Annotated in this window: 28 protein-coding genes; 26 read left to right on the top strand and 2 right to left on the bottom strand. The window is 57.7% G+C overall.

The features are described 5' to 3' along the window. Window positions 1-50: 50 nt before the first annotated feature. Entirely contained in the window at window positions 51-722 is a 672-nt protein-coding gene (locus CGS25_RS01875) for a TetR/AcrR family transcriptional regulator (protein ID WP_101674384.1), read from the bottom strand. Between the two features lie 197 nt (window positions 723-919). Here CGS25_RS01875 and CGS25_RS01880 point away from each other — a divergent pair, with 197 nt between their 5' ends. The 23 genes from CGS25_RS01880 (at window position 920) to CGS25_RS01985 (ending at window position 23,774) form a co-directional block, all read left to right on the top strand. Beyond that, complete coding sequence (locus CGS25_RS01880; protein ID WP_101674385.1) at window positions 920-2,419, top strand: efflux transporter outer membrane subunit; 1,500 nt, start codon at window positions 920-922, stop codon at window positions 2,417-2,419. Then, a complete protein-coding gene (locus CGS25_RS01885) occupies window positions 2,416-3,612 on the top strand; it encodes an HlyD family secretion protein (RefSeq protein ID WP_198588662.1) in 1,197 nt (398 codons plus the stop codon). Before CGS25_RS01880 ends, CGS25_RS01885 begins: the two co-directional genes overlap by 4 nt. A gap of 4 nt (window positions 3,613-3,616) precedes the next feature. Beyond that, window positions 3,617-5,149 (top strand): DHA2 family efflux MFS transporter permease subunit, encoded by a 1,533-nt coding sequence (locus tag CGS25_RS01890; protein ID WP_101674386.1) that lies wholly within the window; start codon window positions 3,617-3,619, stop codon window positions 5,147-5,149. Window positions 5,150-5,218: 69 nt separating this feature from the next. Beyond that, a complete protein-coding gene (locus CGS25_RS01895; protein WP_101674387.1) occupies window positions 5,219-6,163 on the top strand; it encodes a LysR family transcriptional regulator in 945 nt (314 codons plus the stop codon). After that, window positions 6,160-6,438 (top strand): entry exclusion lipoprotein TrbK, encoded by a 279-nt coding sequence (locus CGS25_RS01900; protein WP_101674388.1) that lies wholly within the window; start codon window positions 6,160-6,162, stop codon window positions 6,436-6,438. Before CGS25_RS01895 ends, CGS25_RS01900 begins: the two co-directional genes overlap by 4 nt. 235 nt (window positions 6,439-6,673) lie before the next feature. After that, window positions 6,674-8,671 carry a conjugal transfer protein TraG gene (locus tag CGS25_RS01905; protein ID WP_101674389.1) on the top strand — a complete coding sequence of 666 codons (1,998 nt, stop codon included), beginning with the start codon at window positions 6,674-6,676 and terminating at the stop codon, window positions 8,669-8,671. Continuing rightward, the gene (locus tag CGS25_RS01910) at window positions 8,668-9,144 is read left to right on the top strand and encodes a ribbon-helix-helix protein, CopG family (RefSeq protein WP_101674390.1); all 477 of its coding nucleotides are present in this window, start codon (window positions 8,668-8,670) and stop codon (window positions 9,142-9,144) included. The genes CGS25_RS01905 and CGS25_RS01910 overlap by 4 nt, the downstream gene beginning before the upstream one ends. Next, complete coding sequence (gene trbB / locus CGS25_RS01915; RefSeq protein WP_101674391.1) at window positions 9,141-10,175, top strand: P-type conjugative transfer ATPase TrbB; 1,035 nt, start codon at window positions 9,141-9,143, stop codon at window positions 10,173-10,175. Before CGS25_RS01910 ends, trbB begins: the two co-directional genes overlap by 4 nt. Beyond that, a complete protein-coding gene (locus CGS25_RS01920; protein WP_101674392.1) occupies window positions 10,172-10,549 on the top strand; it encodes a TrbC/VirB2 family protein in 378 nt (125 codons plus the stop codon). The genes trbB and CGS25_RS01920 overlap by 4 nt, the downstream gene beginning before the upstream one ends. Continuing rightward, on the top strand, window positions 10,546-10,830 hold the full coding sequence (locus CGS25_RS01925; RefSeq protein ID WP_101674393.1) for a VirB3 family type IV secretion system protein: 285 nt from the start codon (window positions 10,546-10,548) through the stop codon (window positions 10,828-10,830). Before CGS25_RS01920 ends, CGS25_RS01925 begins: the two co-directional genes overlap by 4 nt. Before the next feature lie 12 nt (window positions 10,831-10,842). Next, a complete protein-coding gene (gene trbE / locus CGS25_RS01930; protein WP_101674394.1) occupies window positions 10,843-13,293 on the top strand; it encodes a conjugal transfer protein TrbE in 2,451 nt (816 codons plus the stop codon). An 11-nt stretch (window positions 13,294-13,304) separates the two neighbouring features. After that, the gene (gene trbJ, locus CGS25_RS01935) at window positions 13,305-14,042 is read left to right on the top strand and encodes a P-type conjugative transfer protein TrbJ (RefSeq protein ID WP_101674395.1); all 738 of its coding nucleotides are present in this window, start codon (window positions 13,305-13,307) and stop codon (window positions 14,040-14,042) included. A gap of 11 nt (window positions 14,043-14,053) precedes the next feature. Beyond that, complete coding sequence (locus CGS25_RS01940; protein ID WP_101674396.1) at window positions 14,054-14,347, top strand: hypothetical protein; 294 nt, start codon at window positions 14,054-14,056, stop codon at window positions 14,345-14,347. Beyond that, entirely contained in the window at window positions 14,344-15,711 is a 1,368-nt protein-coding gene (gene trbL / locus CGS25_RS01945; RefSeq protein ID WP_101674397.1) for a P-type conjugative transfer protein TrbL, read from the top strand. Before CGS25_RS01940 ends, trbL begins: the two co-directional genes overlap by 4 nt. An 18-nt stretch (window positions 15,712-15,729) precedes the next feature. Continuing rightward, a complete protein-coding gene (gene trbF / locus CGS25_RS01950; RefSeq protein WP_101674398.1) occupies window positions 15,730-16,434 on the top strand; it encodes a conjugal transfer protein TrbF in 705 nt (234 codons plus the stop codon). Further along, window positions 16,431-17,423, top strand: coding sequence for a P-type conjugative transfer protein TrbG (gene trbG, locus CGS25_RS01955; RefSeq protein ID WP_101674399.1), 993 nt, complete (start codon window positions 16,431-16,433; stop codon window positions 17,421-17,423). Before trbF ends, trbG begins: the two co-directional genes overlap by 4 nt. Before the next feature lie 2 nt (window positions 17,424-17,425). After that, complete coding sequence (locus CGS25_RS01960; RefSeq protein ID WP_101674400.1) at window positions 17,426-18,703, top strand: TrbI/VirB10 family protein; 1,278 nt, start codon at window positions 17,426-17,428, stop codon at window positions 18,701-18,703. Then, a complete protein-coding gene (locus CGS25_RS01965; RefSeq protein WP_101674401.1) occupies window positions 18,700-18,939 on the top strand; it encodes a DUF2274 domain-containing protein in 240 nt (79 codons plus the stop codon). Before CGS25_RS01960 ends, CGS25_RS01965 begins: the two co-directional genes overlap by 4 nt. A gap of 137 nt (window positions 18,940-19,076) precedes the next feature. After that, the gene (locus CGS25_RS01970) at window positions 19,077-20,078 is read left to right on the top strand and encodes an ABC-three component system protein (protein ID WP_198588663.1); all 1,002 of its coding nucleotides are present in this window, start codon (window positions 19,077-19,079) and stop codon (window positions 20,076-20,078) included. 11 nt (window positions 20,079-20,089) lie between these two features. Continuing rightward, a complete protein-coding gene (locus tag CGS25_RS01975) occupies window positions 20,090-20,581 on the top strand; it encodes an ABC-three component system middle component 2 (protein WP_198588664.1) in 492 nt (163 codons plus the stop codon). Next, window positions 20,578-22,446, top strand: coding sequence for an SMC family protein (locus tag CGS25_RS01980; RefSeq protein ID WP_101674402.1), 1,869 nt, complete (start codon window positions 20,578-20,580; stop codon window positions 22,444-22,446). The genes CGS25_RS01975 and CGS25_RS01980 overlap by 4 nt, the downstream gene beginning before the upstream one ends. Before the next feature lie 83 nt (window positions 22,447-22,529). Next, entirely contained in the window at window positions 22,530-22,709 is a 180-nt protein-coding gene (locus CGS25_RS18935) for a hypothetical protein (RefSeq protein WP_157933763.1), read from the top strand. 387 nt (window positions 22,710-23,096) lie between these two features. Next, entirely contained in the window at window positions 23,097-23,774 is a 678-nt protein-coding gene (locus tag CGS25_RS01985) for a DUF2971 domain-containing protein (protein WP_157933764.1), read from the top strand. A 213-nt stretch (window positions 23,775-23,987) separates the two neighbouring features. Here the strand turns inward: CGS25_RS01985 and CGS25_RS19380 are convergent, their stop codons facing one another. Beyond that, entirely contained in the window at window positions 23,988-24,140 is a 153-nt protein-coding gene (locus tag CGS25_RS19380; protein WP_101674404.1) for a SymE family type I addiction module toxin, read from the bottom strand. A gap of 410 nt (window positions 24,141-24,550) precedes the next feature. Between CGS25_RS19380 and rhuM the strand changes: the two genes are divergently transcribed. The 3 genes from rhuM to CGS25_RS18945 all read left to right on the top strand — a co-directional run bounded on the left by rhuM (window position 24,551) and on the right by CGS25_RS18945 (window position 26,976). After that, window positions 24,551-25,552 carry a RhuM family protein gene (gene rhuM / locus CGS25_RS01995; RefSeq protein ID WP_101674405.1) on the top strand — a complete coding sequence of 334 codons (1,002 nt, stop codon included), beginning with the start codon at window positions 24,551-24,553 and terminating at the stop codon, window positions 25,550-25,552. Window positions 25,553-25,922: 370 nt separating this feature from the next. Further along, window positions 25,923-26,519: a hypothetical protein gene (locus CGS25_RS18940; protein ID WP_157933765.1), complete on the top strand. Its 597-nt coding sequence runs from the start codon at window positions 25,923-25,925 to the stop codon at window positions 26,517-26,519. A gap of 112 nt (window positions 26,520-26,631) precedes the next feature. After that, a complete protein-coding gene (locus tag CGS25_RS18945; RefSeq protein WP_157933766.1) occupies window positions 26,632-26,976 on the top strand; it encodes a hypothetical protein in 345 nt (114 codons plus the stop codon). The last annotated feature ends 18 nt before the right edge of the window (window positions 26,977-26,994 follow it).

Consider the following 26,994-nt stretch of genomic DNA (forward strand, 5'->3'; position numbering starts at 1 on the left):
GATGGAACGCCGGCGCTCAGGGGTGAGTACTTCCCGCGCAGAAGGAATAGTCAGCGTTCTTCGGCCTCGGCCCTTTTCTGAAAAGCGCGGAGAAACGCGGTAACAGCATCTTTGGCCCACTGGTCTCGTTGGGCTGCGGATGCTGGAGCGTCGGGATGCATTAGGCACTGCATCTGTGCTTCACCACGTACCATGTTCACGAAGAGCGCGGCTGCCGAGTCCACTCCAATGCCGCCGAGGTCCAGTTCGCCCCTCGCCGCAGCGGTTTGCAACCTTTCCGCCACGATGCCGTTGATCGTGGCGGGGCCGGCGAGATAGAAACGTCTTCCCAGTTCGGGAAATCTCGGTGCTTCGGCCACGATCATACGGTAGAGCGCCAATCCATCCTGCGACAGCACGATCTCTAGATAGGCTTGGGCCATCGAGTTCAAGATGTCTGATAGGCGCTCCCCTGTCAGCTTGGGCTTGCGAACCGTCTTCAGAAACTGCTCACATTCTGCTTCTACGACGGCCGCGAACAAAGCCTCCTTGTTCGGATAATGGGCATACATGGTCGATTTCGACACGCCGGCCGCCTGCTGGATCATATCGGTGGTCGCGCCAGCGAAGCCATTGGCCAGGAAAATATCCCGGGCCGCGTCGAGAACCGCACGCGCCTTCTTGGACAGAAGAGGTTTCCTGGGTGACGCCTCGATCTTTGAGTCGGTTGATGAAATGGCCATGGTTGTTTTCCCTTCCATCGCTACTGGAATAAGCCCGGATCATATCACATGAGCGGTTCGAAGATACCGGTCAGTGCGGTATAAGCTTCGTCGACAAGATCTATCTTGGTGCCGTGGAACATTGTTTATGGATTCTTGACTGTACCGAACCGACCGGTATATTTTATGTGAATCGTTGATGATCGAAGGCAACAACAATGTGGTGTCAGCTAGCGTCCTGTGGTGCAAGTCATGCCGAGGGGGAACATAGACCCCAGAGGTGGTTGACCGTTGCCGCGATATCTTTGCTCTGTGTCGCGTTGAGCTCTTGCGCGCTAGTGCCGGACGTCGGGCCTGCGCCACAACCAATTCAGGCATCCGAATTGGCATCCAAGCGCAGTCTTGCCGCGCCAGAGGCTAACTGGCCGGCCCAGGACTGGTGGACCCGATTCCATGATCGTCAGTTGAACGAACTGATGACCGAGGCGTTGGCTCATTCACCTTCGATGGCCCAGGCCGAGGCGCGGGTACGGGAAGCGATCTCCCGCACTCAGATGGCCCGCTCCACGTTGTACCCGGCACTCGACGCTAACGCATCGGTCACTAAACAGAAGCTCAGCTACAACTATATCTTTCCCAAAACTGCCGTTCCTCGTGGCTGGAACGACATGGGCGAGGTTACGCTCGATTTCAGTTGGGAGCTGGATTTCTGGGGGAAAAATCGCGACGCCCTGCGTGCCGCCACATCAGACGCAAAGGCCGCGGAAGCGGACGCCGCGGCGGCGCGACTACTGCTGACCACGACCCTTGCGGATGCCTATGTGCAGTTGCAGTACCTCTACCACTATCGGGACATTACGACCGAGACGCTTCGCAACCGGCAAGCGTCTGCCCACCTTATACAGCGGCGTGCATCACAGGGACTGAACGCCCGGGCGGACATCGAGGAATCCGCGGCCAGAGTTGATGCCGCCAAGGCCGCTCTGGCCGAGGCCAACGAGCGGATACAGCTCGCCAAAAATGGCATTGCCGCCCTGTTGGGCAGGGGCCCGGACAGAGGGCTCGATATTGCACGGCCATCGCTGTCGAGCCGCCGGCCGATCGGAGTTCCTGCCGCATTGGACGCCAACCTGTTGGGACGAATTCCCGAGGTGGTCGCCGCACGTTGGCGCGTCGAAGCCGCTGCCAAGCGCGTTGGCGTGGCACGGGCCGCGTTTTATCCGAACGTGAATCTCATGGCGTTCATCGGGTTCCAGTCCCTGGGGCTCGACAACCTGACCCGCTCCGGCTCGGATGTCGGCAGCGTCGGGCCGGCAATCAGTTTGCCGATCTTCGAGGGAGGGAGGCTACGTGCCAACTATCGTGGCGAGCGGGCTGAATATGATTTCGCCGTCTCTTCATATGACCAGGCATTGACCCAAGCTCTGCACGAGACCGCGGATGCGCTTCGCAGTCTGACGGCCCTCGCCGACAGGTCGGCGGCAACCGACTCCGCCTTGGCCCACAGCAAAGAATCATATCGCCTGGCAAAAGCCCGCTATCAGGGAGGTCTCGTCGATTACCTGACGGTGCTCACCGCCGAAGATACGTTGCTTCAGGCGCGGCTGGCTGATGCCGCTATTCATGCCCGCGGATATTCCCTCGATGTGGCATTGGTGAAAGCCCTGGGGGGCGGATTCGAGTCACATTCAACCTTTGAGGCGCGAGTAAAGCCGTGAGTACCGAACACGACGAAACCAAGGGTAATGAACAGCCGGAACCCGCTGACGAGACAGTCATGAAAAATACGGCGATGAAAGGGAAACGCAAGAAAATGCTCCTGGCATTCTGCGTCCTTCTGGTTCTGGTTGGTGTGTGTTATGCGATCTGGCTGATCTTCTTCGCGGGAAAGAGCGTCTCCACGGATAACGCCTACACCGACGTTGAGGTGGCAGAGGTCACGCCATTAGTCAATGGCCCGGTCAAGGAGGTCAAGGTGGTAGATACCCAGACCGTCCACGCCGGTGATGTTCTGGTGGTGCTTGATGATACCGATGCCAGGATTGCCGTCAGGCGGGCCGAGGCGGATCTGGGGAGTGCTCGTCGGAGGGTCCAGCAGATCATGGCCAGTGACAAGACGCTCACCGGGCAGTCTGATCAGCGCGAGGCCCAGATCCACGCTGCTGAGCAAGCGGTCGCCAGGGCTCGCGCTAGATACGATAAAGCCGTGCTTGACGAGAAGCGTCGCCGGAACCTCGTGGAAGGCGGGGCCGTGTCCAGGCAGGAGTTTACTGATTCTCAGGCAGAACTGCGCGAGGCAACAGCGGCTCTGGAGCAGGCGGAGGCCAATCTCACGGCATCGCGTGCCGCTAGTGTATCAGCGCAAGGAGAGCGGCAAGCCAATCAGGCTCTGTTCATGGATAGCACGATAGAGACCAACCCCATCGTTTTGACCGCCAAGGCACGCCTGGAGAAAGCCCGCATCGATCTCGGTCGAACCGTCATACGAGCGCCGGTTGATGGCATTGTGACTCAGAGATCAGTGGATATTGGCCAGCATGTTCAGTCAGGCATGCGTCTGATGAAGGTCGTACCCATTCAAAGTATCTATGTGAACGCCAACTTCAAGGAAACCCAATTAGGTCATGTCAAACCAGGGCAGAAGGTTCACTTGACCTCTGACCTCTATGGCGATGATGTGGTCTACGACGGGAGGGTAGAAGGGTTTGCCGGGGGGAGTGGGGCCGCCTTGTCGGTGATACCGGCTCAAAACGCCACTGGCAACTGGATCAAAGTGGTGCGGCGTCTGCCGGTGCGCATTCGTCTCGAGCCCGAACAGCTCATAAAGCACCCCTTACGTATCGGCTTGTCGATGGAAGCAACCGTCGACCTGACATCCTCGGGGAATCCCCGAGGTCACGTGCAGGAATAGATCCATGTCCTCTTCGGAATTTCCACCGCTATCCGGTTTTAAACTCGCCTTCGCGGCGATCGTGCTTGCGCTGGGAAATTTCATGGTGGTGTTGGATACCACTATCGCTAATGTTGCAATGCCGACGATATCGGGTTACCTCGGCGTATCGACGAATGAAGGAATCTGGATAATTACTTCCTATGCTGTCGCGGAAGCAATTACCGTTCCACTCTCCGGTTGGCTCGCGCTGCAATTTGGCCAGGTTCGTGTTTTCATCGTATCGGTTGCTGGATTCGTCATATTCTCCGTATGCTGCGGCCTCTCATGGTCTCTGCCGAGCCTGGTGGTTTTCCGGATATTACAGGGGCTTACCGGCGGACCTTTGATACCCCTTTCCGCAACACTGCTGCTAGCCGTCTTCCCAAAAGAAAGATCCAATATTGCAATGGCTCTTTGGGGAATGATGACTGTGGTGGCGCCGATTTTTGGCCCGATACTTGGCGGCCTGATTACCGATAACTGGCGCTGGCAGTGGGTATTTTACATCAATATTGGTTTCGGCCTGTTGGTGGGGATAGGAGGCTGGTGGGTATTGAAGGGACGTGAAACGATTATTCGGCGCTCGCGTATCGATGGAATTGGCTTGGCGCTTCTCGTTATTTTCGTGGCAGCATTTCAAGTGATGCTCGATAAAGGGCGAGACTTGGACTGGTTTTCGTCCAATTTCATTGTGGGTTGCGCCATTGTGGCAGCGATATCGCTGGTCGTACTTATCATATGGGAGTTGACTGATAAAGCGCCCGTTATCGATTTGTCTGTCTTCAAATCCCGTAATTGGTTGGTCTCTACGATTGCCCTTTGTCTGATGTTCGGAATTTTCTTCGGCAATATCGTCTTGACGCCACTGTGGTTACAAAAGTTCATGGGGTATACCGCAACTTGGGCGGGCTATGCGACGGCGCCCATGGGCATCCTTGCTGTCGCGACTGCACCTATCATCGGCCGACTGTTGCCAAAAGTCGATCCACGCTGGCTGGTCAGCTATGGCATGGGCGTTCTGGCGGTTTCGTTCGGTATGAGAGCACTGCTGACAACGCAGATAGATTTCATGTCCGTGGCGATCCCGATGTTTGTACTGGGCGCGGGTGTACCTGCCTGCCTCATCACGCTCACATCCCTGGGGGTCTCCGATCTTCCAGAAGAGAAAGTCGCAGGTGGCGCGGGGCTACAGAACTTCCTTCGTGTCTTGTGCATGGCGGTTGGTTCGTCGCTCACCCAGACCTATTGGGAACACATGACCAAGTTCAATCGTGAGGAACTTGTTACGGCGATCGATCCCCAGGCATCCATGCAAGTAAGCTCACAGCTAGAACATTTAGGCGTTCCTTCTCAGAGTGCTGTAGCGATGTTTTCCCAAATTGTGGACAGTCAGGCGGTCATGTTGGCAACCAACGACTTCTACCAATCCGCGACGATTATGATGCTTGCGTCCATTGGCGTTATCTGGTTCATCAAACGGCCGAAAGGGCCCCTTAAGCAAGTCACGGGGCACTAGAGCTGCATAGCTAACGAACGGCGGTGCATACAGTTGCCGATATGACTGTCGTCTGACAGGAAAGTATGTATGGAATTACGCCACTTACGCTGCTTCCTTGCCGTCGCCGAAGAACTTCATTTTGCCCGAGCGGCGGAACGCCTGCACATTGAGCAATCGCCGTTGTCACGCACCATCAAAGAACTGGAAGAGGACTTGGGTGAACAGTTGTTTGTACGCACTAGTCGAAGGACGCGGCTGACCCGTGCAGGCAAACTGTTTTTGGAGCATGTGCCGCGCGTTTTTACCACTCTGGAGCAGGCACGGGACAGCGTGAAAGCTGCGGCCAATGGTTTTCACGGTCAGTTGCGTATCGCGCTATCAGATGGAGTGACGCCTTCACGGCTGCCAGCCCTGCTGGCCCAGTGTCGCCAGGAGGAGCCTGAGGTGGAAATACGCCTGTTCGAGGTGTCGCTGTCCCAGCAACTCAAAGGGTTGCAGGATGACCTGTACGATGTGGGGTTTGCTCAATCCGATGAAGTGGGTGAAGGCATTGTGGTTGAGGCGGTCTGGAGCGACCCGATCATGGTCGCCGTGCCGGCGCGGCATCCCTTATTAACTCACAAGTGCATCCCTCTGGAAGACGTGCTGCGTTACCCCCTGGTGCTGTGTGATCCGCAGGTCTGTGAAGGCCCTGCACGCCAAATCGAGCGGGTGTTGCGACGTGTGGAGCAAGAACCCTTGATCGCCGAGCGCGTGTCTTCCTGCGACCTGATGATGGCGTTGGTATCAGCAGGCTTTGCTCTTGGCTTGGCAGGCGCGCCGCACATCGCTTCCAGTCGTGAATCTGGTGTGGTCGCTCGTCCACTGGCCGGTCGTTCGCCGCTGTTGACGACCTATTTGCTGCACCGGGAAGCGGAGACGTCCGAGGTTCTATCCCGCTTCGTCGAGCGGGTGCATGCCATCGCATCTCCCGACACCATGAGACCCGTTCGTCCACCTGACCCCGATCCCGAAGCAGAGGTTGAGCTATGAAACGAGCTGTCCCTGTATTGCTGATGGCAATGCTGACTGCCTGCAATCCCCCGGAGCCACCTAATCAGGAGGCAGTTGACGTCGCTAATGTACCCAGCGTAGACAAGTTGGCTGACGAGCCTGATCGCCTGAAGGCGCTGCGTCAGCAGTGCAAGGCCGACCGGCCAACGATGAGCGACGTGTTGTGCAACCGGGTAGCCGAGGCCACGCGCAGACGATTCTACGGTGATGGCGATACCCCCTATACGCCGCCGGAAGACTCGCCGACATTCTGATTGTTCGCCATTCAAAAAGAAATTCCTCCATTCTTTTCTGACACGCCGCAGCACGCCCATGCTTGCCGCGTTTTCACGACACATTCTCCTGCATGAAACGATGCTTTTTGCATCACTTATCTTTCGATAATGGTCTTTGATCGGCACCGGTTTGGCACAGATCCTCGCGTTATGCGGCACGTTCTTATGTCGCGATTGAGCGAGGAATTAGTGCGAACATATTGGAGGCCGGTGAATGCAAACTCAGGGCATATTGTTCGGACAGATCACGGTCGTTTTCGGCATCGTGATCGCCGGCGTGTGGGGTGCCACACAATGGACCGCTGCCGCCCTGGGCTATCAGCTACGTCTCGGCTCGCCCTGGTTCGATTTTTTCGGCACCCCGGTCTATCACCCTTGGCGACTTTTTGACTGGTGGTTCTTCTTCGGTGTCTATGCACCGGATATCTTCGATATCGGAGGCGCCATCGCGGGTAGCAGTGGCCTGGTCGCCGTCATCGTCGCTATCGCCATGTCGGTATGGCGTTCTCGACAAGCCAAGCGAGTTACCACCTACGGTTCAGCACGCTGGGCTAACGACACCGACATCCGCAAGGCCAAACTATCCGATCCAACGGGCGTCTTCCTGGGCCTGCACGACGACCAGTATCTGCGCCATGAAGGTCCGGAACACGTGCTGGCCTTTGCGCCCACGCGCTCAGGCAAGGGCGTCGGCTTAGTGGTGCCGACGCTTCTGTCTTGGCCTGACTCTGTGATTATTCACGACATCAAGGGCGAGAACTGGCAGCTTACCGCCGGCTGGCGTTCGCGCTTTTCGCACTGCCTGCTGTTCAACCCCACCGATGCCAACTCGGCTGGCTACAACCCGCTGCTGGAAGTACGGCGTGGCGCGCATGAGGTGCGCGACGTGCAGAACATTGCCGACATCCTGGTCGATCCCGAGGGCGCGCTGGAGCGGCGCAATCACTGGGAAAAGACCAGCCATGCACTGCTGGTCGGCGCGATTCTGCATGTGCTCTACGCAGGCGAGGACAAGACCCTGTGTGGTGTCGCCAACTTCCTCTCCGATCCCGACTGCCCATTCGAACTGACGCTGCACCGGATGATGACGACGAAGCATCTGGGTGACAAACCGCATCCCGTGGTCGCGTCAGCAGCTCGGGAAGTGCTCAACAAAGCCGTCAACGAACGATCAGGTGTGCTCTCCACAGCTATGTCATTCCTGGGGCTGTACCGCGACCCTACGGTGGCGGCAGTGACCTCGCGCTGTGACTGGCGTATCGCCGACCTGATTGCCGCCGAGCATCCCGTCTCGTTGTACCTGGTGGTGCCACCGTCGGACATCAGTCGTACCAAACCGCTGATCCGGTTAATCCTCAATCAGATTGGACGGCGGCTCACGGAGTCGCTCGACGGCTCCGACGGCATCGAGCGACGCCACAAGCTGCTACTGATGCTCGATGAGTTCCCGGCATTGGGACGGCTCGATTTCTTCGAGACTGCCTTGGCCTTCATGGCGGGGTATGGCATCCGCAGCTTTCTCATCGCGCAGTCGCTCAACCAGATCGACAAAGCTTACGGGCAGAACCACTCGATACTCGACAACTGCCATGTGCGGGTGACCTTTGCCACCAACGATGAACGCACGGCCAAGCGGATATCCGAGACGCTGGGCACCGCCACTGAGTTACGCGCACAGCGCAACTACGCCGGCCACCGGCTGGCGCCGTGGCTGGGCCACCTGATGGTGTCGCGTCAGGAAACCGCACGGCCGCTGCTGACGCCCGGAGAAGTGATGCAACTTCCACCCGATGAAGCCGTGGTGATGGTCTCAAGTGTGGCACCGATCAAGGCTAAAAAGCTGCGCTACTACCTGGATGCCAATTTCAAGCAACGCGTGCTGCCGGTGCCTGTACTCGCGGCGGGGCGTTACGCGGATACGCCCCCGGCCCGACCCGACGACTGGCGCGAGTTGGTAGTCCCGACCGTACCCGCGGCATCGACTACGGCTTCTGCTGATGGCCTGGACGACACGGACGACGGTGGCCCGCGCCGCCTGCCCGAGCTATCCGAGACCGTCGCTTTCAGCCCTGAGTCGGAACACCCGGCCAGTGACCTGGCACTGCTCGATGACGACGACGCGCCACTGACTCTTCCGAGCCAGTTGGACCCGGCCATGCAACGCGTGGCGCGGCAGGCGTCCCTCGATCCTGATGATGGAATCCCGCTATGAGCCGATACCGCTTGAACCTCTTTATCCAGCCCGAGCACGCCAAGCGCCTGGATGAGTTGGCCGCAAAGAAAGGCGTCTCGAAATCCAGCATCGTCGCGGCGGCCCTGGCGTCCTGGTTGTCACCGGACGCCGCCGACCGACGCGAGGCTGCCATCGCTAAACGGCTGGATCGCCTGTCGCGCCAGTTCGAGCGCCTGGAGCGTGATCAGAACATCGAGATCGAGACGCTGGCGCTGTTCGTGCGCTACTTCCTGACGGTGAGCACGCCGGTGCCCGAGGCCCATCAGGACGCCGCCCGCGCCCAGGGTAAGGCGCGTTTCGAGCAGTTCGTCGAACAACTTGGGCGCCATTTGCTGCGTGGGCGCAGTCTGGTGCGTGACGTGGTGGAGGAGTTGCATCCCGACCCGGTGCACATGGACGACGCGGCAGCGCAAGGTGAGGGGCGGGAACGTGCTGGGGAACCGATGTCATGAGCGCCATTCCTCAGTCTTCCCCCACCACGTCGCTGGATCGACGTATCCAGATGCTGCGTACAGCAATGGGGCCGGTGATTGCCGCTGCACTGGAAGACCCGGACGTGGTGGAGATCATGCTCAACCCCGACCGCACGCTGTGGGTCGACCGCCTGTCCTCCGGCCGCGCGCCGCTGGACGTGTCACTGCCCGAGGCCGACGGTGAGCGCATTATCCGTTTGGTCGCCGCCCATGTCGGCGCGGAGGTGCATCGCGGTCAACCGCTGTTGACGGCTGAGCTGCCGGAAACGGGCGAGCGCTTCGAGGGCATCCTGCCGCCGGCCGCGCCCGGGCCGGCCTTCGCGCTGCGCAAGCGCGCTGTGGGTGTTATCCCACTGGAGCGCTACGTCGCCGATGGGATGATGACGGTGCAGCAAGCCGAGTTCCTGTGCCGTGCGGTACGCCACCGGCAAAACATCCTGATTGCCGGTGGCACCAGCTCCGGCAAGACCACACTGGCCAATGCCTTGCTCGCGGAGATCGCCACCACCGGCGACCGCGTACTGGTGCTCGAGGACACCATCGAACTGCAATGCGCCGCCCATGACCATGTACCGCTGCGCACGCGTTCGGGTGTTGTGACCATGAGCGAGCTGGTGCGCGCCACCATGCGGCTGCGGCCCGATCGTGTGGTAGTTGGCGAGGTCCGTGGTGGTGAGGCGCTGGATCTTATCAAGGTCTGGGGCACGGGGCATCCCGGCGGCATTGCCACCATCCATGCGGGTTCCACCCTGGGCGCCCTGTTGCGTTTGGAGCAGTTGATTCTCGAAGTCGCAGTGAATCCGCCGCGCCCGCTGATCGCCGAAGCGGTCAATGTCGTCATCTACATCGCGGGGCGTGGCCGCAAGCGCCGTATCGCCGGTATCGCCCATGTGACGGGCTTCGACGCTACCGGCTACCACCTGACGGACGTGTTGGACACGTCGTTGCCCGAATTGCCATCACCACCTGGTTCCACCCCAACTCCCAGTTCCCTTGGAGAACAGCCATGACCCATACCCTTGCTTGGCGTTTTACTGACCAGCCGCTTTCCCGCTCAATGTGGCTGCACCCTCTGCCCGGACTCGCAGGGCAGGGGCTGTTACTGGCCGCACTGATGCTGTTGTTGGCCAGCACGGCGCAGGCCGCCGGTTCCTCAATGCCCTGGGAAGGCCCGCTGGAATCCATTCTCGAGTCCATCCAGGGGCCAGTCGCGCGCATCGTAGCCGTCATCATCATTATTAGTACGGGCCTGGCACTGGCCTTTGGCGATACCAGTGGGGGCTTTCGCAAGCTGATTCAGATCGTGTTCGGGCTCTCCATTGCCTTCGCCGCGTCCTCGTTCTTTCTGTCGTTCTTCAACTTTTCGGGCGGGGCGGTCGTATGAGTACGGCCAATGAGGGAGCTTCGGGCTTCGCACCGGGCTTCGAGATTCCGCTGCATCGCTCGCTGACCGAGCCGATCTTGCTGGGTGGTGCGCCGCGTACGGTCGCCATTGCCAACGGGACTTTGGCTGCCGCCGTCGGGTTGGGCCTGCAACTGTGGATTCCGGGGGTGGTGCTGTGGATCGTCGGCCATTCACTGGCGGTCTGGGGCGCGCGAGTCGATGCGCAGTTCATGCAAGTCTTCGCCCGACACATCAAGCACAAGCCGCTGCTGGACGTGTAGGGAGGTGTCGCGATGCTGAATCTCGCCGAATACCGCAAGCGCCCCGCGTTACTGGCAGATTGGTTGCCCTGGGCCGGGTTGGTCGCGCCAGGTGTGGTGCTCAACAAGGATGGTTCGTTCCAGAGGACGGCGCGTTTCCGGGGACCGGATCTGGACAGTGCCACGCAGGGCGAGATGATCGCCGTCACGGCGCGGCTCAACAATGCGCTGCGCCGACTGGGGACAGGGTGGGCGCTGTTTATCGAGGCGGAACGTCAGTTGGCGGGGGACTATCCGCATTCTGATTTTCCGGAGGCTCTGTCCTGGCTGGTGGATGAGGAACGCCGCGCTGCGTTTGAGGAATCCAATCAGCACTTCGAGAGCCGCTATCACCTGACGCTGGCCTTCCTGCCATCGGAAGAATCCCACGCCCGCGCGGCCAAGGTGCTGTACGAGAACGCCCCCGGCGAAGGTGTGGATTGGCAGGGCCGGCTGGATGCCTTCGTGGCGGAGACCAATCGCATATTCGATCTGCTCGACGGCGTGATGCCGGAAATCGCCTGGTTGGATGACAGCCAGACGCTGACCTACCTGCACACGACCGTCTCGACGCGCCGCTACGAGATCGGCGTTCCCGAGGTGCCGTTTCATCTGGATGCGCTATTGGCCGACCGCCCACTGGTCGGCGGACTGGCGCCGACGCTCGGCGATCACCACCTGCGAGTGGTATCGGTGCGCGGTTTCCCGACCTCGACCTGGCCGGGGATTCTGGATGACCTCAATCGCTTGGGATTTGGCTATCGCTGGAGTACGCGCTTTCTGTGCCTCGACAAAACCGAGGCGGAAAAGGAGCTGGGCCGCCTGCGCCGTCAGTGGTTCGCCAAGCGCAAGAACGTGGTGGCGCTGCTGCGCGAGACGATCTTCCAGCAGGAAAGCCCGCTGGTGGATACCGACGCCAACAACAAGGCGGCGGACGCCGATGTGGCCCTGCAGGAGCTGGGTAGCGATCAGGTCGCCGTTGGTTATCTGACGGCCACGGTCACCGTGATGGACACGGATGCCGATCTGGCCGACGAGAAGCGGCGGATGGTGGAGCGCGCCATCCAGGGACGTGGGTTCGTGACCATTCCCGAGACACTGAATGCGGTCGATGCCTGGCTGTCCTCGATCCCCGGTAATGCCTATGCGAATGTGCGTCAGCCTATCGTATCGACACTGAACCTGGCGCACCTGATGCCGATGTCGGCGGTGTGGGCCGGGCCCGAAAAGAACGATCATCTTGATGGCCCACCGTTGGTTGTCACCCGTACCGATGGTGCCACGCCGTTCCGGTTGGTGACGCACATTGGTGACGTGGGCCACACCCTCGTCGTGGGGCCGACCGGCATGGGTAAGTCGGTGTTGCTGGCCACGCTGGCGATGCAGTTCCGCCGCTATCCTGGTTCGCGCATTTTCGCCTTCGATATGGGCCGCTCGATGCGCGCTACGATCCTCGGCCTGGGCGGCGAACACTACGACCTGGGTGCTGATGGCGGCATTGCCTTCCAGCCGCTCGCGCAAATCGGCCAGGAGGGTTATCGCATCTGGGCGGCCGAGTGGGTGGAAGGTCGCTTGCTGCACGAAGGCGTGGCGGTCGGCCCGGACGAGAAGGCGGCCATCTGGTCGGCGCTGAACAGCCTCTCCGGGGCGCCGCTGGAACAGCGCACCATGACCGGACTGTCCGTCCTGCTGCAATCCAACGCACTGCGACAGGCGCTCGCACCCTATGTGCTCGGGGGCGCTCACGGCAAGCTGCTGGATGCCGATCATGACCGACTCGGTAGCGCCGACGTGCAGGGCTTCGAAATGGAAGAGCTGATGCACAGCAAGGCGGCGGTGCTGGCTGTGCTGGGCTATCTGTTCGCGCGCTTTGATGAACGGTTCGACGGTGCCCCTTCGCTGTTGATCCTTGATGAGTCCTGGCTGTTCCTCGACGACCCGGTATTTGCCGCGCGTATCCGCCAGTGGCTCAAGACGCTGCGCAAGAAGAACGTCAGCGTCATCTTCGCCACGCAGTCGCTGGCTGACATCAAGGATTCCAGCATTGCGCCGGCCATCATCGAAAGCTGCGCCAGCCGCATCTTCCTGCCGAACCCACAGGCTACTGAGCCACAGATCCGCACCATCTACGAGGGCTTTGGCCTCAACAGTCGGCAAATCGAGATCATTGCCACCGCCGAACCCAAGCGCGACTACTACTACCAGTCACGCCTGGGCAATCGCCTGTTTGACCTCGACCTGGGGACCGTCGCGCTGGCGTTTGCGGGTGCCTCAACGCCGCAGGATCAACGTGACATCGACCGTGTGCTTGCTGACGCTGGTGTGCCGGGCTTTGCCGGTGCCTGGCTGCGTCATCGCAGCCTCGATTGGGCGACCGACCTGTTGCCCGAGTTTTCTCCCATCTCGTCATTCAGCGCGTCCACCAACCGGGTTCCTCAGCCATAGGAGGTCTCACCATGAAGATCCGTGTGCGCTCCCTTCCGCTTATTGTCGTGCTGGTCGGCTCGCTGATGACGGCCCAGTCGGCTGTAGCGTTCACGGTTATCGATCCGACCAACCTCGTGCAGAACACACTGACCGCAATCCGCACGCTGGAAATGATCGAAAACCAGATCAATCAGCTCCAGAACGAAGCGCAAATGCTCGTAAATCAGGGGCGCAATCTGGAGAGCCTGCCGTTCAATACGGTCAGTCGATTGCGTACAACGCTTGCCAACACCCAGCAGTTGATCGATCGAGCACAGGGGCTGGCCTACGACATTCAGAGCTTGGATCAGCAGTTTGCGCGTTTATACCCGGAGCAGTACGACGCTGCTATCAGCAGCGACCAGATGGTGCAGGGTGCGCATCGGCGTTGGCAGAACACGCTCCATGGCTTGCAGACCGCGATGCAGATACAGGCCCAGGTGTCGCGCAACCTGGACGAAGACGAAAGTGTACTGATCGATCTGGTCGGTCAAAGCCAGTCGGCCACGGGTGCTTTGCAGGCGCAGCAGGCGACCAACCAACTGCTGGCGTTGCAAGCCAAGCAGTCGATCCAGGCACAACAGCTTCAACTGACGCAGGGCCGTGCGATGGCACTGGAGTTGGCACGTCAGGCCACTGCTGTCGAACGTGGCCGTGAGGTGACACGGCGCTTCCTCGGTACCGGCACGGCGTACACGTCTCAGCCCGTGAACTTCTACAACCACTGACGGGCACGGCGATGAAATGCATACCCGTCCTGTTCGCCTTCGCATTGCTGCTGGCCGCCTGCGGTCGGCAGCAGGCGATGTCGGTCAATGCGCTGGCAACTGATCCGGCGCAGCTTCATGTTCTCCGTGTGCAGTGCCGCCAGGGGAAACATGACCACGTCTTCTGCTCACGTGTCGAACAGGCCAATTGGTACCGTTTTTTCTCCGGCAAGGCCGGGCCGGACGAATACCAGACACTAGCTGACTTGCCGCCAATTCCGGCCAGCTTCGATGGTCCCTCGGTACCGATGGAGGCTTCGCGATGAACGACATCGGCGTGATCGACCATTTCCTCAATGTCTTTTCCACCTACATCGATTCAGGGTTCGGGTTGCTGCAGGGGGAGGTGGCCTTTCTGACCGCCACACTGGTGGTGATCGATATGACGCTCGCCGGCCTCTATTGGGCGCTGGGGCATGCCACTGGCCAGGGTGACGACGTGCTGGCGAAGCTCATCCGCAAGGTGCTCTACGTCGGTGCCTTTGCCTACATCATCGGCAACTTCAATTGGCTGGCGAGCATCGTATTCCGTTCATTCGCGGTCTTGGGGCTAACCGCAACCGGTTCGGCCTTAAGCATGGAGACGTTCCTGCAGCCGGGGCATCTGGCCAAGACCGGTATCGATGCGGCAGCACCGATCCTTGATCAGATTAGTGAGATGGCCGGGTTCCCCGAGGTGTTCGCCAACCTCACCCCGATCATCGTGCTGTTTCTCGCCTGGTTCATAGTCATCATTTGCTTCTTCGTACTGGCGGTGCAGCTATTCATCACGCTGATCGAGTTCAAGCTGACCACGCTCGCCGGCTTCGTGCTGGTGCCGTTCGCCCTGTGGAACAAGACCTCGTTTCTTGCCGAAAAGGTGCTGGGCAACGTGGTGTCTTCCGGCGTCAAGGTGCTGGTGCTGGCCGTGATCGTTGGTATTGGCACGGGCCTGTTCGCGGAGTTCCAGGTGCATCCGGACGAACCGTCCATCGACCATGCACTGGTTATCATGCTGGCATCGCTCGCCTTGCTGGCGCTGGGCATCTTCGGGCCAGGCATTGCGACCGGGCTGATTTCCGGCGGGCCGCAATTGGGTGCCGGGGCGATGGCCGGTGCCACCATCGGCGCTGCCGGCACCGCCGTGGCCGTTGGTGCGGCCGCCACGGGTGTGGGCGGCGCGGTGCTGGCCGGGGCGCGCATGGCCCCAGTCGCCGCCAGACTGGCCGGCACGGGCGCGCGTACTGCCACTTCGACCGCCAGCAGTGCCCGGTCAGCGTTTCAGTCCGGTTCGTCCGCAGCCGGTGGAGGCCTCAAGGGGACGGCGGCGGGCTTCGGCAACGTCGCCAGGTCCGGCGCTCAAGGCGCCGGGCGAAGTACGGTCGCTCGTGCCTCCGCTGCTGGGCAGCGTATGACGGCTCCCTTCCGTGCGGGCTGGAATAGCTCGGCTACCGATGATGGGGCAGGGGGCGACGCTGCCGGAGGAAGCCAGAGCGGAACCTCGTCATCCCAACAGCAACCCGCCTGGGCCAAGCGCTTGAACCGCCGTCAACAGATCTCCCATGCCGCCACAACAACGGCCCATACGTTGCGCGGTGGCGACAGTGGTGGGGCGGGTTCTGGCCCAAGTCTGCGTGATTCGGATATCTGACCCTCAAGGAGGTCCCTCATGCGATTCAAACGACCGAGGGTGCGCTATGCGGAATCGCCGCAACCGGCCACCCCGTACCAATCCGCCGCGCAAGTGTGGGATGAGCGCATCGGCTCGTCCCGTGTGCAGGCCAAGAATTGGCGTTTCATGGCCTTTGGCTGCCTGGTCCTGGCGCTGCTGATGGCGGGTGGCCTGGTATGGCGCTCGGCGCAGTCCATCGTCACGCCCTATGTGGTCGAGGTGGATCAAGCCGGACAAGTACGTGCTGTGGGCGAAGCTGCCACACCGTACCGGCCCAATGACGCGCAGATCGCGCACCACTTGGCGCGTTTCGTGACGTTGGTGCGTGCGCTGTCCATTGATCCGGTCGTGGTACGGCAGAACTGGCTCGCTGCCTACGACTACACCACCGACAAGGGAGCGGCGGTGCTCAATGACTATGCCAGCACTCACGATCCCTTCGCACGTATCGGCAAGGAGTCGGTGACGGTGCAGATCACCAGTGTGGTGCGTGCCAGTGATTCGTCGTTCAACGTGCGCTGGACCGAACGCCGCTACGTCAATGGCGCTGACGAGGGCCTGGAGCGTTGGACCGCCGTGGTGTCCATCGTGCTGCAAACTCCGCGTACCGAAGATCGCCTGCGCAAGAACCCCCTGGGCATATACATCAATGGTCTGTCGTGGAGTCGCGAACTGGATACGTCCGAAGGAGCCCAGCCATGAAACCGTCTTCTCGCTTTTACGCTTTGCTGCTGACCCTGCTGGCTCTGTCGGGCTGCGCCACGCAGGGCACGCCACCGCCGGCCATTTCACTCGACGACGCCGTACAGGCCCAGCCACTTCCCGAACCGCCGAAGCCTGTGGAAGTGGTGCCCGTGCCGGAGGTACTGCCGATGCCGGCGCAGTTGAAACCGTTGCCGGAGACCGGGGAGGCTGAGACGACGCCGGAGCCCGCCGATGAAACCGTGCGTGTATCCACGGCCAATGAAGAAGCGCGCATGGCACCGACTCGCGAGGGTTACGTCAATGCCATCCAGGTGTGGCCCTTTACCGATGGGGCGCTGTATCAGGTCTATGCAGCGGTCGGGCGCGTGACGGTGATTGCGCTTCAGCCGGGGGAAGAGCTGGTCACGGTAGCGGCTGGTGATACCGTGCGCTGGGTCGTGGGCGACACGTCCAGCGGTGCCGGTGACGAATTGCGCGTCAACGTGCTGGTCAAGCCCATTCGTTCGGACCTGAAAACCAACCTGGTCATCACCACCAGCCGGCGCACCTACCTGATCGAACTGACCTCGACGGACAAGGCCTGGATGGCGTCGGTGTCCTGGGATTACCCACGTGACCAGATGCTGGCCTTGCAGCGCCGGAATCAGGCCGCCGAGGCGGCCGCACCCGTGGTTAGCGGCTTGGCACTAGAGAATCTGCGTTTTCGCTACGCGATCAGCGGTAGCCTGCCGCCCTGGAGGCCGCTGCGCGCCTTTGATGATGGACGGAAGGTCTATATCCAGTTCCCGGTGGGTATCGCCCAAGGTGAGCTACCGCCCCTGTTCGTGATTGGTGCCGAGGGGGATGGGCAGCTGGTGAACTACCGGTTCCGTTCTCCGTACTACATCGTCGATCGACTGTTCGGGGCGGCCGAATTACGCCTGGGCGGTGATAAGGGCGATGTGGTGCGCATCGAACGTACCGACGGCGTGGCCCGGAGGGACTGAACATGAATCAGGACGAGACGGCAGACCGGACCACGCCGCAAGCGGAGAAGGTTGCCCCCGATACCATGACGCTGCGTGCCCAACCGCGCCCGGTGACGCGGCTGAATCGTCGCACTTTGGCAATCCTGACCGGTGGCCTGGCGATCACTGTGCTCGGGGCCACGATATGGTCATTGCAGCCGCCGCAGCGTGGGCGCGATGAGCAGACCGAATTGTATAACGTGGAACGTGTGTCGCGCTCCGAAGAGTTGGCGCAGCTACCCACCGACTATTCCGAACTGCCGCCTGAGGTGCCGGAGTTGGGGCCGCCGTTGCCGGGTGACCTGGGGCCAGCCATCGTGAACGCACAGCAGCCAGCCGTGGCCAGCTACTCGGCGCCCGGTCATGATCCTGCCGGTGCGCTACGCGAGGAGGAAGAGGCCGCGGCGGCTTCGCCGCTGTTCTTCCAGACGAGCAACCAGGGCCAAGCCACCACGACAACCGCAGCATCGCCTTCGCCTCCTATGCCAGATATGGGCAATGCCTTGGTGGCCTTTGATCCGCTGGCCGCCGGGCCAGCCTCGACGTCGGCCCAGTCCACGGATCCCACAGCCGTGCAGAACCGGCAGGACCAGAAAGAAGCGTTTCTGCAATCTGGAACCACGGAAACCCGTAATAGCGGAGATCTGCAATTGCCCGATTCGCCGTATCAGGTCATGGCCGGGACGGTCATCGCAGGTGCCTTGGTCACGGGGATCAAGTCGGATCTGCCGGGCGATGTGATCGCTACCGTGACGGAGCCGGTCTATGACACGGCTACCGGCCAACACCTGTTGATCCCACAGGGCTCACGTATCCTGGGGCGCTACAACAGTCAGGTGAGCTACGGGCAGAGTCGGGTTCAGGTCGTCTGGAACCGCATCATACTGCCGGATACCTCCTCGCTGACGCTCGACAACCTGGCTGGCACCGACCCGGCGGGCTATGCCGGTCTGGAGGATGGTGTCGATTGGCACTGGGATCGTATTTTTGCCGGTGCCGTGCTGACAACGCTACTGGGTGTCGGCGCTGAACTGGCCGCACCGGAAAACCGGCAGGACGGCGATCGCGTCATCATCGCCGGTCGCGACAGCGCGCAAGACAGCATCAATCAGGTTGGCCAGGAAATGACCCGGCGCAACCTGAACATTCAACCTACCTTGACGGAGCGGCCTGGCTTGTCGGTACGCATTATCGTCAACCGCGACTTGGTACTTCGTCCTTACCAGCCACTGTTCCTCAACCAGGAAGTGCCACAATGACTACGACCCGAAAGCTACGCCTCGGCCCACTGCCCAGCACTCAGACAACCAAGCTGACCTTCGCTTGCCCGGCCTACCTGAAGGCCGACCTTGACCGTTACGCTGCATTGCATGCCCAGGCCTACGGCGAGCCGGTGGATGCGGTGACGCTGATCCCTCACATGCTGGAGGCGTTTATGGCGAGGGATCGGGGGTTCAAGAAGACGCCTCTGAAAGGTAACAATATACTTGAATAACATTTAGAATGGTTGATGCTGGCTAGGATTCAGGACATTGCCTCTGGTTAGCGCAGTAGCCAAGGTAAGGCGGCATTATAAACAACAGTTGCATTACAATGTGACAACAAAATTGGGGACTCATAAGGGGGCAGTCTTTGCGTATTAACCACGCTATCCTGATCCGCGCACTTCCGCCAGATCGTTTGGAGGACTTCGTTAATGATTGGCTGGCCCAGCGTTGCAAAGACTACCACAGCCATGAACTTTGGCGTGGCACAGGTGATATGGGACGCGATGTCACGGGCTATGTGACAGATAAGCGTATGGAAGGTCCGTGGGATAACTTCCAATGTAAGCAGCTCAGCAAGTCACTTTCCGAAAGCTCGGCCTTCATTGAGCTTGGCAAGATATTTATGCACTCATCTGTCGGTGAGTACTCATTGCCACGCTCCTACATTTTTGTCGCACCGCGAGGTGTGGCTAGGGCTGTGCAGCAGTTTATAGCTCATCCTGAACGCTTTAGAACCGCCTTTCTCGAACGCTGGGATTCTGATATTTCTGGAAAGCTAGTGGAAAAGCAAAGTATACCACTTAGCCCCGAGATTGTTGCCGCGATTAAAGCATTTGATTTCACCAACATCCATTGGCTCGATGCAGCGCGGCTCGTCGAAGATCCCGCGTGCAAGCCCGCTCTGGTTAAATGGTTTGACGAAGATCCTGGCCCCTCGCCACGAGGAGTTGTTCCAGATCAGATCGAGGCCAGTGAGTCTTCATACATCGGCCAGCTGCTTAAACTATACGAAGAAAAAGGTCCGGGAACTTTCCCAGATGCAACAACAGCATTGGCCAGCCCGGAGTTTGGTAAGCATCTGCGTGACCAACGTACTCGCTTCTTTGATTCGGTCGCATTTGATAGGTTTTATAGAGATTCTACCCCTGAAGATTACTTGTTTAATTTTAAGGATGAAGTTTATCACGGTGTAGTTGAAATTCATGATGATGAACATGCAAATGGGCTGACGAGGCTACGCCAAGTGATGCAGCAAGCTGCGATCTTGCAACCATCCGGCATTCTGGGCAAGCATGCAGGTCCTCAAGTGAAACAAGGGACCTGCCATCAGTTCGCAAATGACGGACGTTTGCCGTGGCATCGTTAGAGGACAGAATATTGGACAAACATCCGTTCAATAGCACCCTTGAAACTGGTATTCGGGCCTTGGTAGTGCTTGAGGCTTTTTATCCGCGCCATTGCGATCTGATGGAAATGACGTGGTTTGATCATTTGATCGTACATACAGGCGATATCGATGGGCAGGATGTACCAGAAAGTCTCCATCCCGATCTGCCTAATCGTACCGGTGAACTCCTAGTTCGTCGTCAGCTGGTAGAGAGAAGCCTGCGTATGATGCAGCAAATGCACCTTGTTGACGTTTTTGAGACGGAAGCTGGAATAGAATTTCGCGCCAGTGAGGAGGCTCCAAGTTACGTGGAACTTCTGCAGGCGCCTTATTCTCTCGCGCTTAAGGACCGAGCTAGATGGATGGCGGATCGCTTTGCTCAACAGGAGAACGTTGAAATTCGGGAACTCATTGAAGGCCAGATTGGTCGCTGGACTACGGAATTCACGACCGATGACACATCTTCGGGGCGATCAGTATGAATGGTATCCGGCTGCGTCATCTCGTCTTCACTGGCTCCGGCATTGAGCCTGCCGAACTTGAGTTTGATGAGGGGCTCAATATTATCTATGGTGCCTCGAATACTGGTAAGTCCTTCGCTTCGAAGGCCATTCTGTTCATGCTCGGTGTTTCCAAGAGTCTACCCGCAATTGAAGAAATTGCTGCTTATGAATCGATTTGGCTAGGCCTGACTCTACCTGATAATCGCGATGTCACGCTTTACCGTGCAACACAGGGTGGCCAGTTCAAGCTCTATCAGGGGCTACTCAAGAAGGCCGATGTCAAAGATGGTTTAGTGCTGCGTCAGCAGCACGATTCAAAGCGTACTGATACTGTTTCACACCTATTGCTCGATGCTATGGGGGTCGCCGGAAAAACGGTCGTTCGAGATGGTAACTGCAAGAAGGACACGCTGTCCATTTACTTGTTATCGCCTTACGTTGTAGTGTCCGAGCAGGATATTATTGCCGAGAAAAGTCCTGTCTTTACCTCGGGGTCGCCTTCCCAGCGTACCTTCGAGCAGAACTTGTTCAAGTTTTTGCTTACCGGTGTTGACGACGCTGCGGCCGTTACAGTTCCGAAACCCTCCGAACGCAAAGTGGCCAAGGCTGCGAAAATTGAACTAGTTGATGAGTTGATTGCTCAGATCAATGTAGAGCTCGGCGAGAATCCGCCAGATGAAAGGGACATCGAAGAACAGCTAGAGCGACTGGAGCAAAGTGCAAGTAACCTTGCGTTTAGGCTAAAGGATGCCCAAGCAAAACTTGATGCCCTTGCAGGTGAAAGACGAAAATCCATAGAGCGCCGCCGCGAGTTATTAGAAAGGTCGGGAGAGCTTGATCTAACGATTGAGCGTTTCTCTAAATTACAGGCTGTCTACAGCTCGGACCTTCAGCGCCTGCAGTCAATTGAAGAAGGAGGGTTCGTGCTCGTGGCGATGACCGACATGGATTGTCCGGTCTGTGGTGCTCCGTCTGATGCCCAAAAACATAATCATGCTGCGGAAGAAATTGCGATGGCGCATAAAGCTGCTGCCGCTGAAGCTCGCAAGATCGAGCGTGAACAACGTGAGCTGACTCAAACTATAGCTTCTCTGGAGGCAGAAGCTGTAGGGCTGCGCCGGACCGTTGATTTGGAGAAAACCGAGATTGATAGGCTCGATGGCGAGATTGAGAAGGCGCGCCCACATGAAACTTCTTTGCGAGAAAGTTACGAAGTATATGTTTCGAAGCGATCCGAGATAGAAAATGTACTCGACCTTTATAAGCGCCGCTCCAATCTGTCGATACGGAGAGCTGAAATCGACGCTGAACCAACCAGACGAAGTAAAGGCGATGCACCATCAGTAGGCCCAGATTCGACTACATTGTTCCGGTTTGGCGAGACAGTGAAGTCTGTACTAACTGAATGGCGCTTTCCCGATGCAGACAAAGTGCAGTTTGACACAGAAGCTATGGATATTATCGTTGCCGGAAAACTCCGTGCCGCCAACGGCAAAGGTGTTAGGGCAATTCTTCATGCAGCTTTTAATGTGGCCATTGTTGTTTTTTGTATCGAAAATGAACTTCCATACCCTGGCTTCCTCGTTCTTGACACTCCATTGCTCACTTATCGTGAGCCGATGACATCGCGCTATGGTGAGTTGTCGGAAGATGAAAAGGTCCTCAAGAAGACAGGTCTGGCTGAACATTTCTATAAACATCTCTCTAGCCTCAAGGACAAAGTGCAGTTCATCGTAATCGAAAACTCTGATCCACCGACTGCTATCCGAAATGTTGCTCGTATTGAGACCTTCAGTGGCCTTGAAGGCAATGGTCGATTTGGTCTATTGGCAAGAAGTACGTGATCGCGCCCGAAGTTTGAATATCACTTTCGTCTTGGCTGTGAGGTTACGCGATTACCACTGTGTCGGGCAGGGGGCTTGGGCATATGGATGATGCGCTGTGCTTCTGGTACTATGGCCTTTGGTTGATGATGGTATGGAAAACACTGCCGCTGGAAAAATCGCTGCATCACCCGCGGAAACAAAGAGCCCGTGATTCTGACGGTAAAAGCGACGGTAAAGCCCCAAATCAACCTTTTGTGAAATCTTTACTTTCAATAGGTTAGAGCTCTCGTTGATGATTGAGTGGGAATGATCTGATTTAGGCTGGTAGTAAGGGCTTACTAAAAGGCCGTCGGCGCGGGAGTGCCGGCGGCCTTTTTGCGTTTTGGGGGAAGCGTTGGTCAAGATATCAGTAGGAGGACAACTTGCTGAATTTGTAAGCGTCTGACTTTTCTGGTTTTATTTTGCTTTAGGGGAACCTAAGGAAAGTGATATGACGCCGGCGCGTTCATTGGATGTTCGAGATGGCGTCCTAATTCCTGTTAGTACACACTTCAAAATTTATGCTTTATAAATATCTATCTACGAAATCTAAGTCCTATACAAGTATTCTCAATGATCTTGAGGTTTACTTTGCATCATGTGCTAGGTTTAATGATCCCTTTGAGGGAGTGCCCTACTATTCGTTGCCAAGCAGAGCTGAAATCAAGCAATATCTTTTGAAAAGGGGAGTGAAAAGAGAAAAGTTAAAGGATAACTTGGATCGAGCAAGGAACCATTTTTTTGAATCTCAAGAAATGCTCTCTAAAGACGATGAATGGCGAGAAGGCGCAGGCATTTTGTGTCTTACGCCTTACAACGACAATTTGTTAATGTGGTCGCATTATGGAGATCAGCATAAGGGCGTATGTCTAGGGTTTGATGTTGCTCTTCCCTTTGACGAAATATTTGGTGCGGGATACGACGTGGAATACTCTGAAACGTACCCACAAATTCCTGTGCTCAGAATGGAAGAGCTCCTGGTAGACAGTTTGAATGGTTATAAAAATATAGATGGCTATGATGATGTCGTAACAAAACAATTTTATACAAAGGCCGAGTGCTGGAGTTATGAGCAAGAAATTCGTTTTCTAAGGCCGGCCCTTGCTCATGGTGTAGGTTCTATGCCGTTCCCTGCTATAAAACTAAGAGAAGTAATTCTTGGCTGCAATATTGAAGAAAGTGACAGGATAAAGACTATGAATCTTGTTAAGAAGAACTTCCCGCATGCCAAAATACTACAGTCAAAAATGGAAGAAAAATATTATAAAGTTAAATATGAAGAAATTGCTGAAGTCGAGAAGTGCTAACAAGGCGCTGCAACCGACTGTGTAGTTCCCCCGCTTTAGTGGATCCCTTCTCCTAACGAGAGGGGGTGGACAATGCCCAGACGCAAGCATCCGAGGGGGACCTGGATAATTGAATATCCATAATGGATCGAGATGCCAGCAATGGGGTCAGGTCTTGCCTTTTGCCTATACCGCTGACGCGAGAAGCCCCGGCGGAAATCCGGGGCAATCCCCTCACCGACAACGATCCCGAACAATCGACAGCCGCCCATCTTCCACGGTAACCGACACAGGCGTATCAATGGTAAACCCCGCCCGCACCAGCCAGATGCCTTTTAGAAGAAGAGAGGGTGTGATCGGATTGCCGCTGCAAGGCTTGCTTTTCAGAGTGTAGTTCTGATGGCCTTTGCGGACTTTGAGGTTGCGTTGTTTTCATGGTCCTGCTCCTGTTGTGCAATTTCTAGGTTGCGTAAGTAGGGCGGTCGGGAGGCTAGAAACAGCAACAGGTACTGCTCCGACTATTTCCTGCAAGCAGGTGTTGTATTCGCCGGACCTCCCGACCATTGCGTCCCGGATTTCGGGCACAAAAAATTTCCGGAAGAATTTTTTGACTTCGCCCCATGGAGCGACTGTCCATAGGGTGCCAGCCAGGGATGGCGTAGGCACAAAAAAGCCGCAGTGCTTCCGGTATGCGGCTTTGCCCGCCTGTTGGAGTTTCTAGGCTCCTCAAGCAGGTGTACCTTCGTGTAATGTACTGTCAATATGGCCAGTGCGGATGATTACGATAAGGAGGTTGTGTGAGTGACATTGTTATTTTTGAGGAGGACGCCGGATCGGTGGAGGTTCGCCTGGAGGGCGAGACCCTATGGGCGACTCAAGGCCAGATGGCCGAGCTTTTTGATACCTCCACGGACAATATCGGCCTGCACCTTAAGAACGTCTACGCCGAGGCCGAGTTGGACGAGGCGGCAACCACCGAGGATTTCTCGGTAGTTCGTCAGGAGGGCAAGCGCCAAGTCCGTCGGCGGCTCAAGCACTACAACCTGGATGCGGTGATATCCGTCGGCTACCGGGTCAGTTCCCGGCGGGCCACGCGCTTCCGCCAGTGGGCCACCCGCGTCCTCCGTGAGCACCTCACCCGGGGCTACAGCTTCAACGAGCACCGCCTGGCCCGGCAGGGCCTCGCCGAGCTGGAGCAAGCTGTGGAATTGCTCGGCCAGACCCTGACCCGACAGGAACTGGTCTCCGACATCGGTCAGGAAGTGGTCGGTCTGATCCTCGGCTATGCGCGCACCTGGCGCTTGCTCCAGGACTACGACGAAGGCGTGCTGGGCGTGCCTCCCGGGGCCCGCCCTGCCTGCGGTGTGCTGGGCGTGGATGAAGCCCGCCGCGCCCTGGATGCCCTGGCCGGCGAGCTGCGAGAGCGCGGCGAAGCCAGCGACCTCTTCGCCCGGGATAGGAATGACGGCCTGGCCTCGATTCTGGGCAACCTGGAACAGAGCATGTTCGGCGAGCCCCTCTACGGCACCCGTGAGGAACGCGCCGCGCACCTGTTGTATTTCGTGATCAAGAACCACCCCTTCTCGGATGGCAACAAGCGCTCCGGCGCCTTCTTGTTCCTGATCTACCTGCGCCAGGAAGGCATGCGCCTGACCCTGAACGAGCAGGGTCTGACCGCCCTCACACTGCTGATCGCCGAAAGTGACCCCAAGGCCAAGGATCTGATGGCACGGCTGGTCATGAATCTGGTTGCGGATGACATCAGTGTGGCCAACAAGAATGAGGCGAGTACCGAATAAACGCCGTCCCCTCGCTGCATCTGCCCTGTGAGTTTCTGGAAATCGAATCTCGATGATTGGTAGGGGCATTTACGACAACTCGTCCAAGCCATCGGCGGCGATTGAGCGTGGATGATCTGAACGGGACAGATAGTAAGGGCTTACTTATAGGGTTGCCGGCGGGAGAGCGTCGGCGGCCTTTTGATTTTTGAAAGAAAGAATTGGTCAAGGTATCAGGAAGGGACTGCTCGCTGAGTTTGTAAGTGGCTGACTTTTCTGGTTTTATTTTGCGTTAGGGGGAATTCAGTAAAAATGATATGACGCTGGCGCGTTCATTGGATATTCGAGCCGGCGTCCTAATGCCTGTTAGATTGAAATCCAGGTGAGAGTTGTGCATGTGAATCCGGACTTAGAATGGTACGCCTCAGAAGGAGAGAAGCGGTCTTTGCCGATTCGTTGCCCATTCGCTGCGTCTGCGCGGTGCCCGCGATACTTTCAAAGCTTGGCATTGCTCGGCGAATCTGGAATTACAACGAGAATTCCTGAAATCGAAGATACTCGGCTTGTTGAGTTTTGGTCGAGTTCTGATTTATGGCCGACTACCGCTGAGCAGTCAACATCTGTCTCGGGTGGCGAAGGTTCGCCACGCCAGTTCTCCAACTTCTGCCCGGAGGTTTCCTGCGATACTTTCAATTTCTTTGGATCTTATTTGTCTCAGTTCTCTGATGAAACTGATCGCGACTCTACTCATGAGGCACTGATGCGCTCTGGAGTTGTTGGAGCTGGAGATTGGCGCTGGAGCTGGCAGTATGTTGAGCCGCTTCATTATTCCTCTTGCTCTTTGTATTCCCTTCTTCAGGTAAGCAGTTCTGGGACCGAAACAAAAAGTAAAGATCACGACGTATTCCAGCTTCGGCCAACCTTATGGGGTATTAGCGTCGATCTTAAAAAGCTATTTTCTGTAATTAAAGACTGGTGGAGGCGGTAGCATGCAATCTAACCATGCCAGGCACGGCGACGGCTTCTTCGTTTCGGCTGCGCCTACACTACAAAGCCGCGCGTGCTGGCGGCGTTAAATTCCAATCAGAGAGGAGTCTGCATTGTCTAACAGGATGCTGTTTAGATTGTTTGACTTTCCAATTCTTTTGCTTGTTTTGGCGATTGTCGGGCTTCATTTTCTCGGCGACCTCGTGCCCAACTGGTTTTCTGGCAGCGCAGTTCTTGAGGGATTGGCCAATGGTTCTCGTGCTGCGGCACCCTGGGTCGCCTCAGCTCTTATGCTGGCCTCATTCTTTTTTTTCACCGTGAATTGCCATCGATTGTGGCGTTGGAATCAGGGTAACTCAGATTGCTGTTTTGTCTGTGGTGGTATTGTTGACCACAAGCATGGTCGTTATGGGCCTTACAAGCACTGCTTGGCATGCGGGAAAAATCAAAAAAATTAACAAGGCGCAGTAGTTCGC

The sequence above is a fragment of the Alloalcanivorax mobilis genome (assembly GCF_002864685.1).
In the GTDB taxonomy this organism is placed as follows: domain Bacteria; phylum Pseudomonadota; class Gammaproteobacteria; order Pseudomonadales; family Alcanivoracaceae; genus Alloalcanivorax; species Alloalcanivorax mobilis.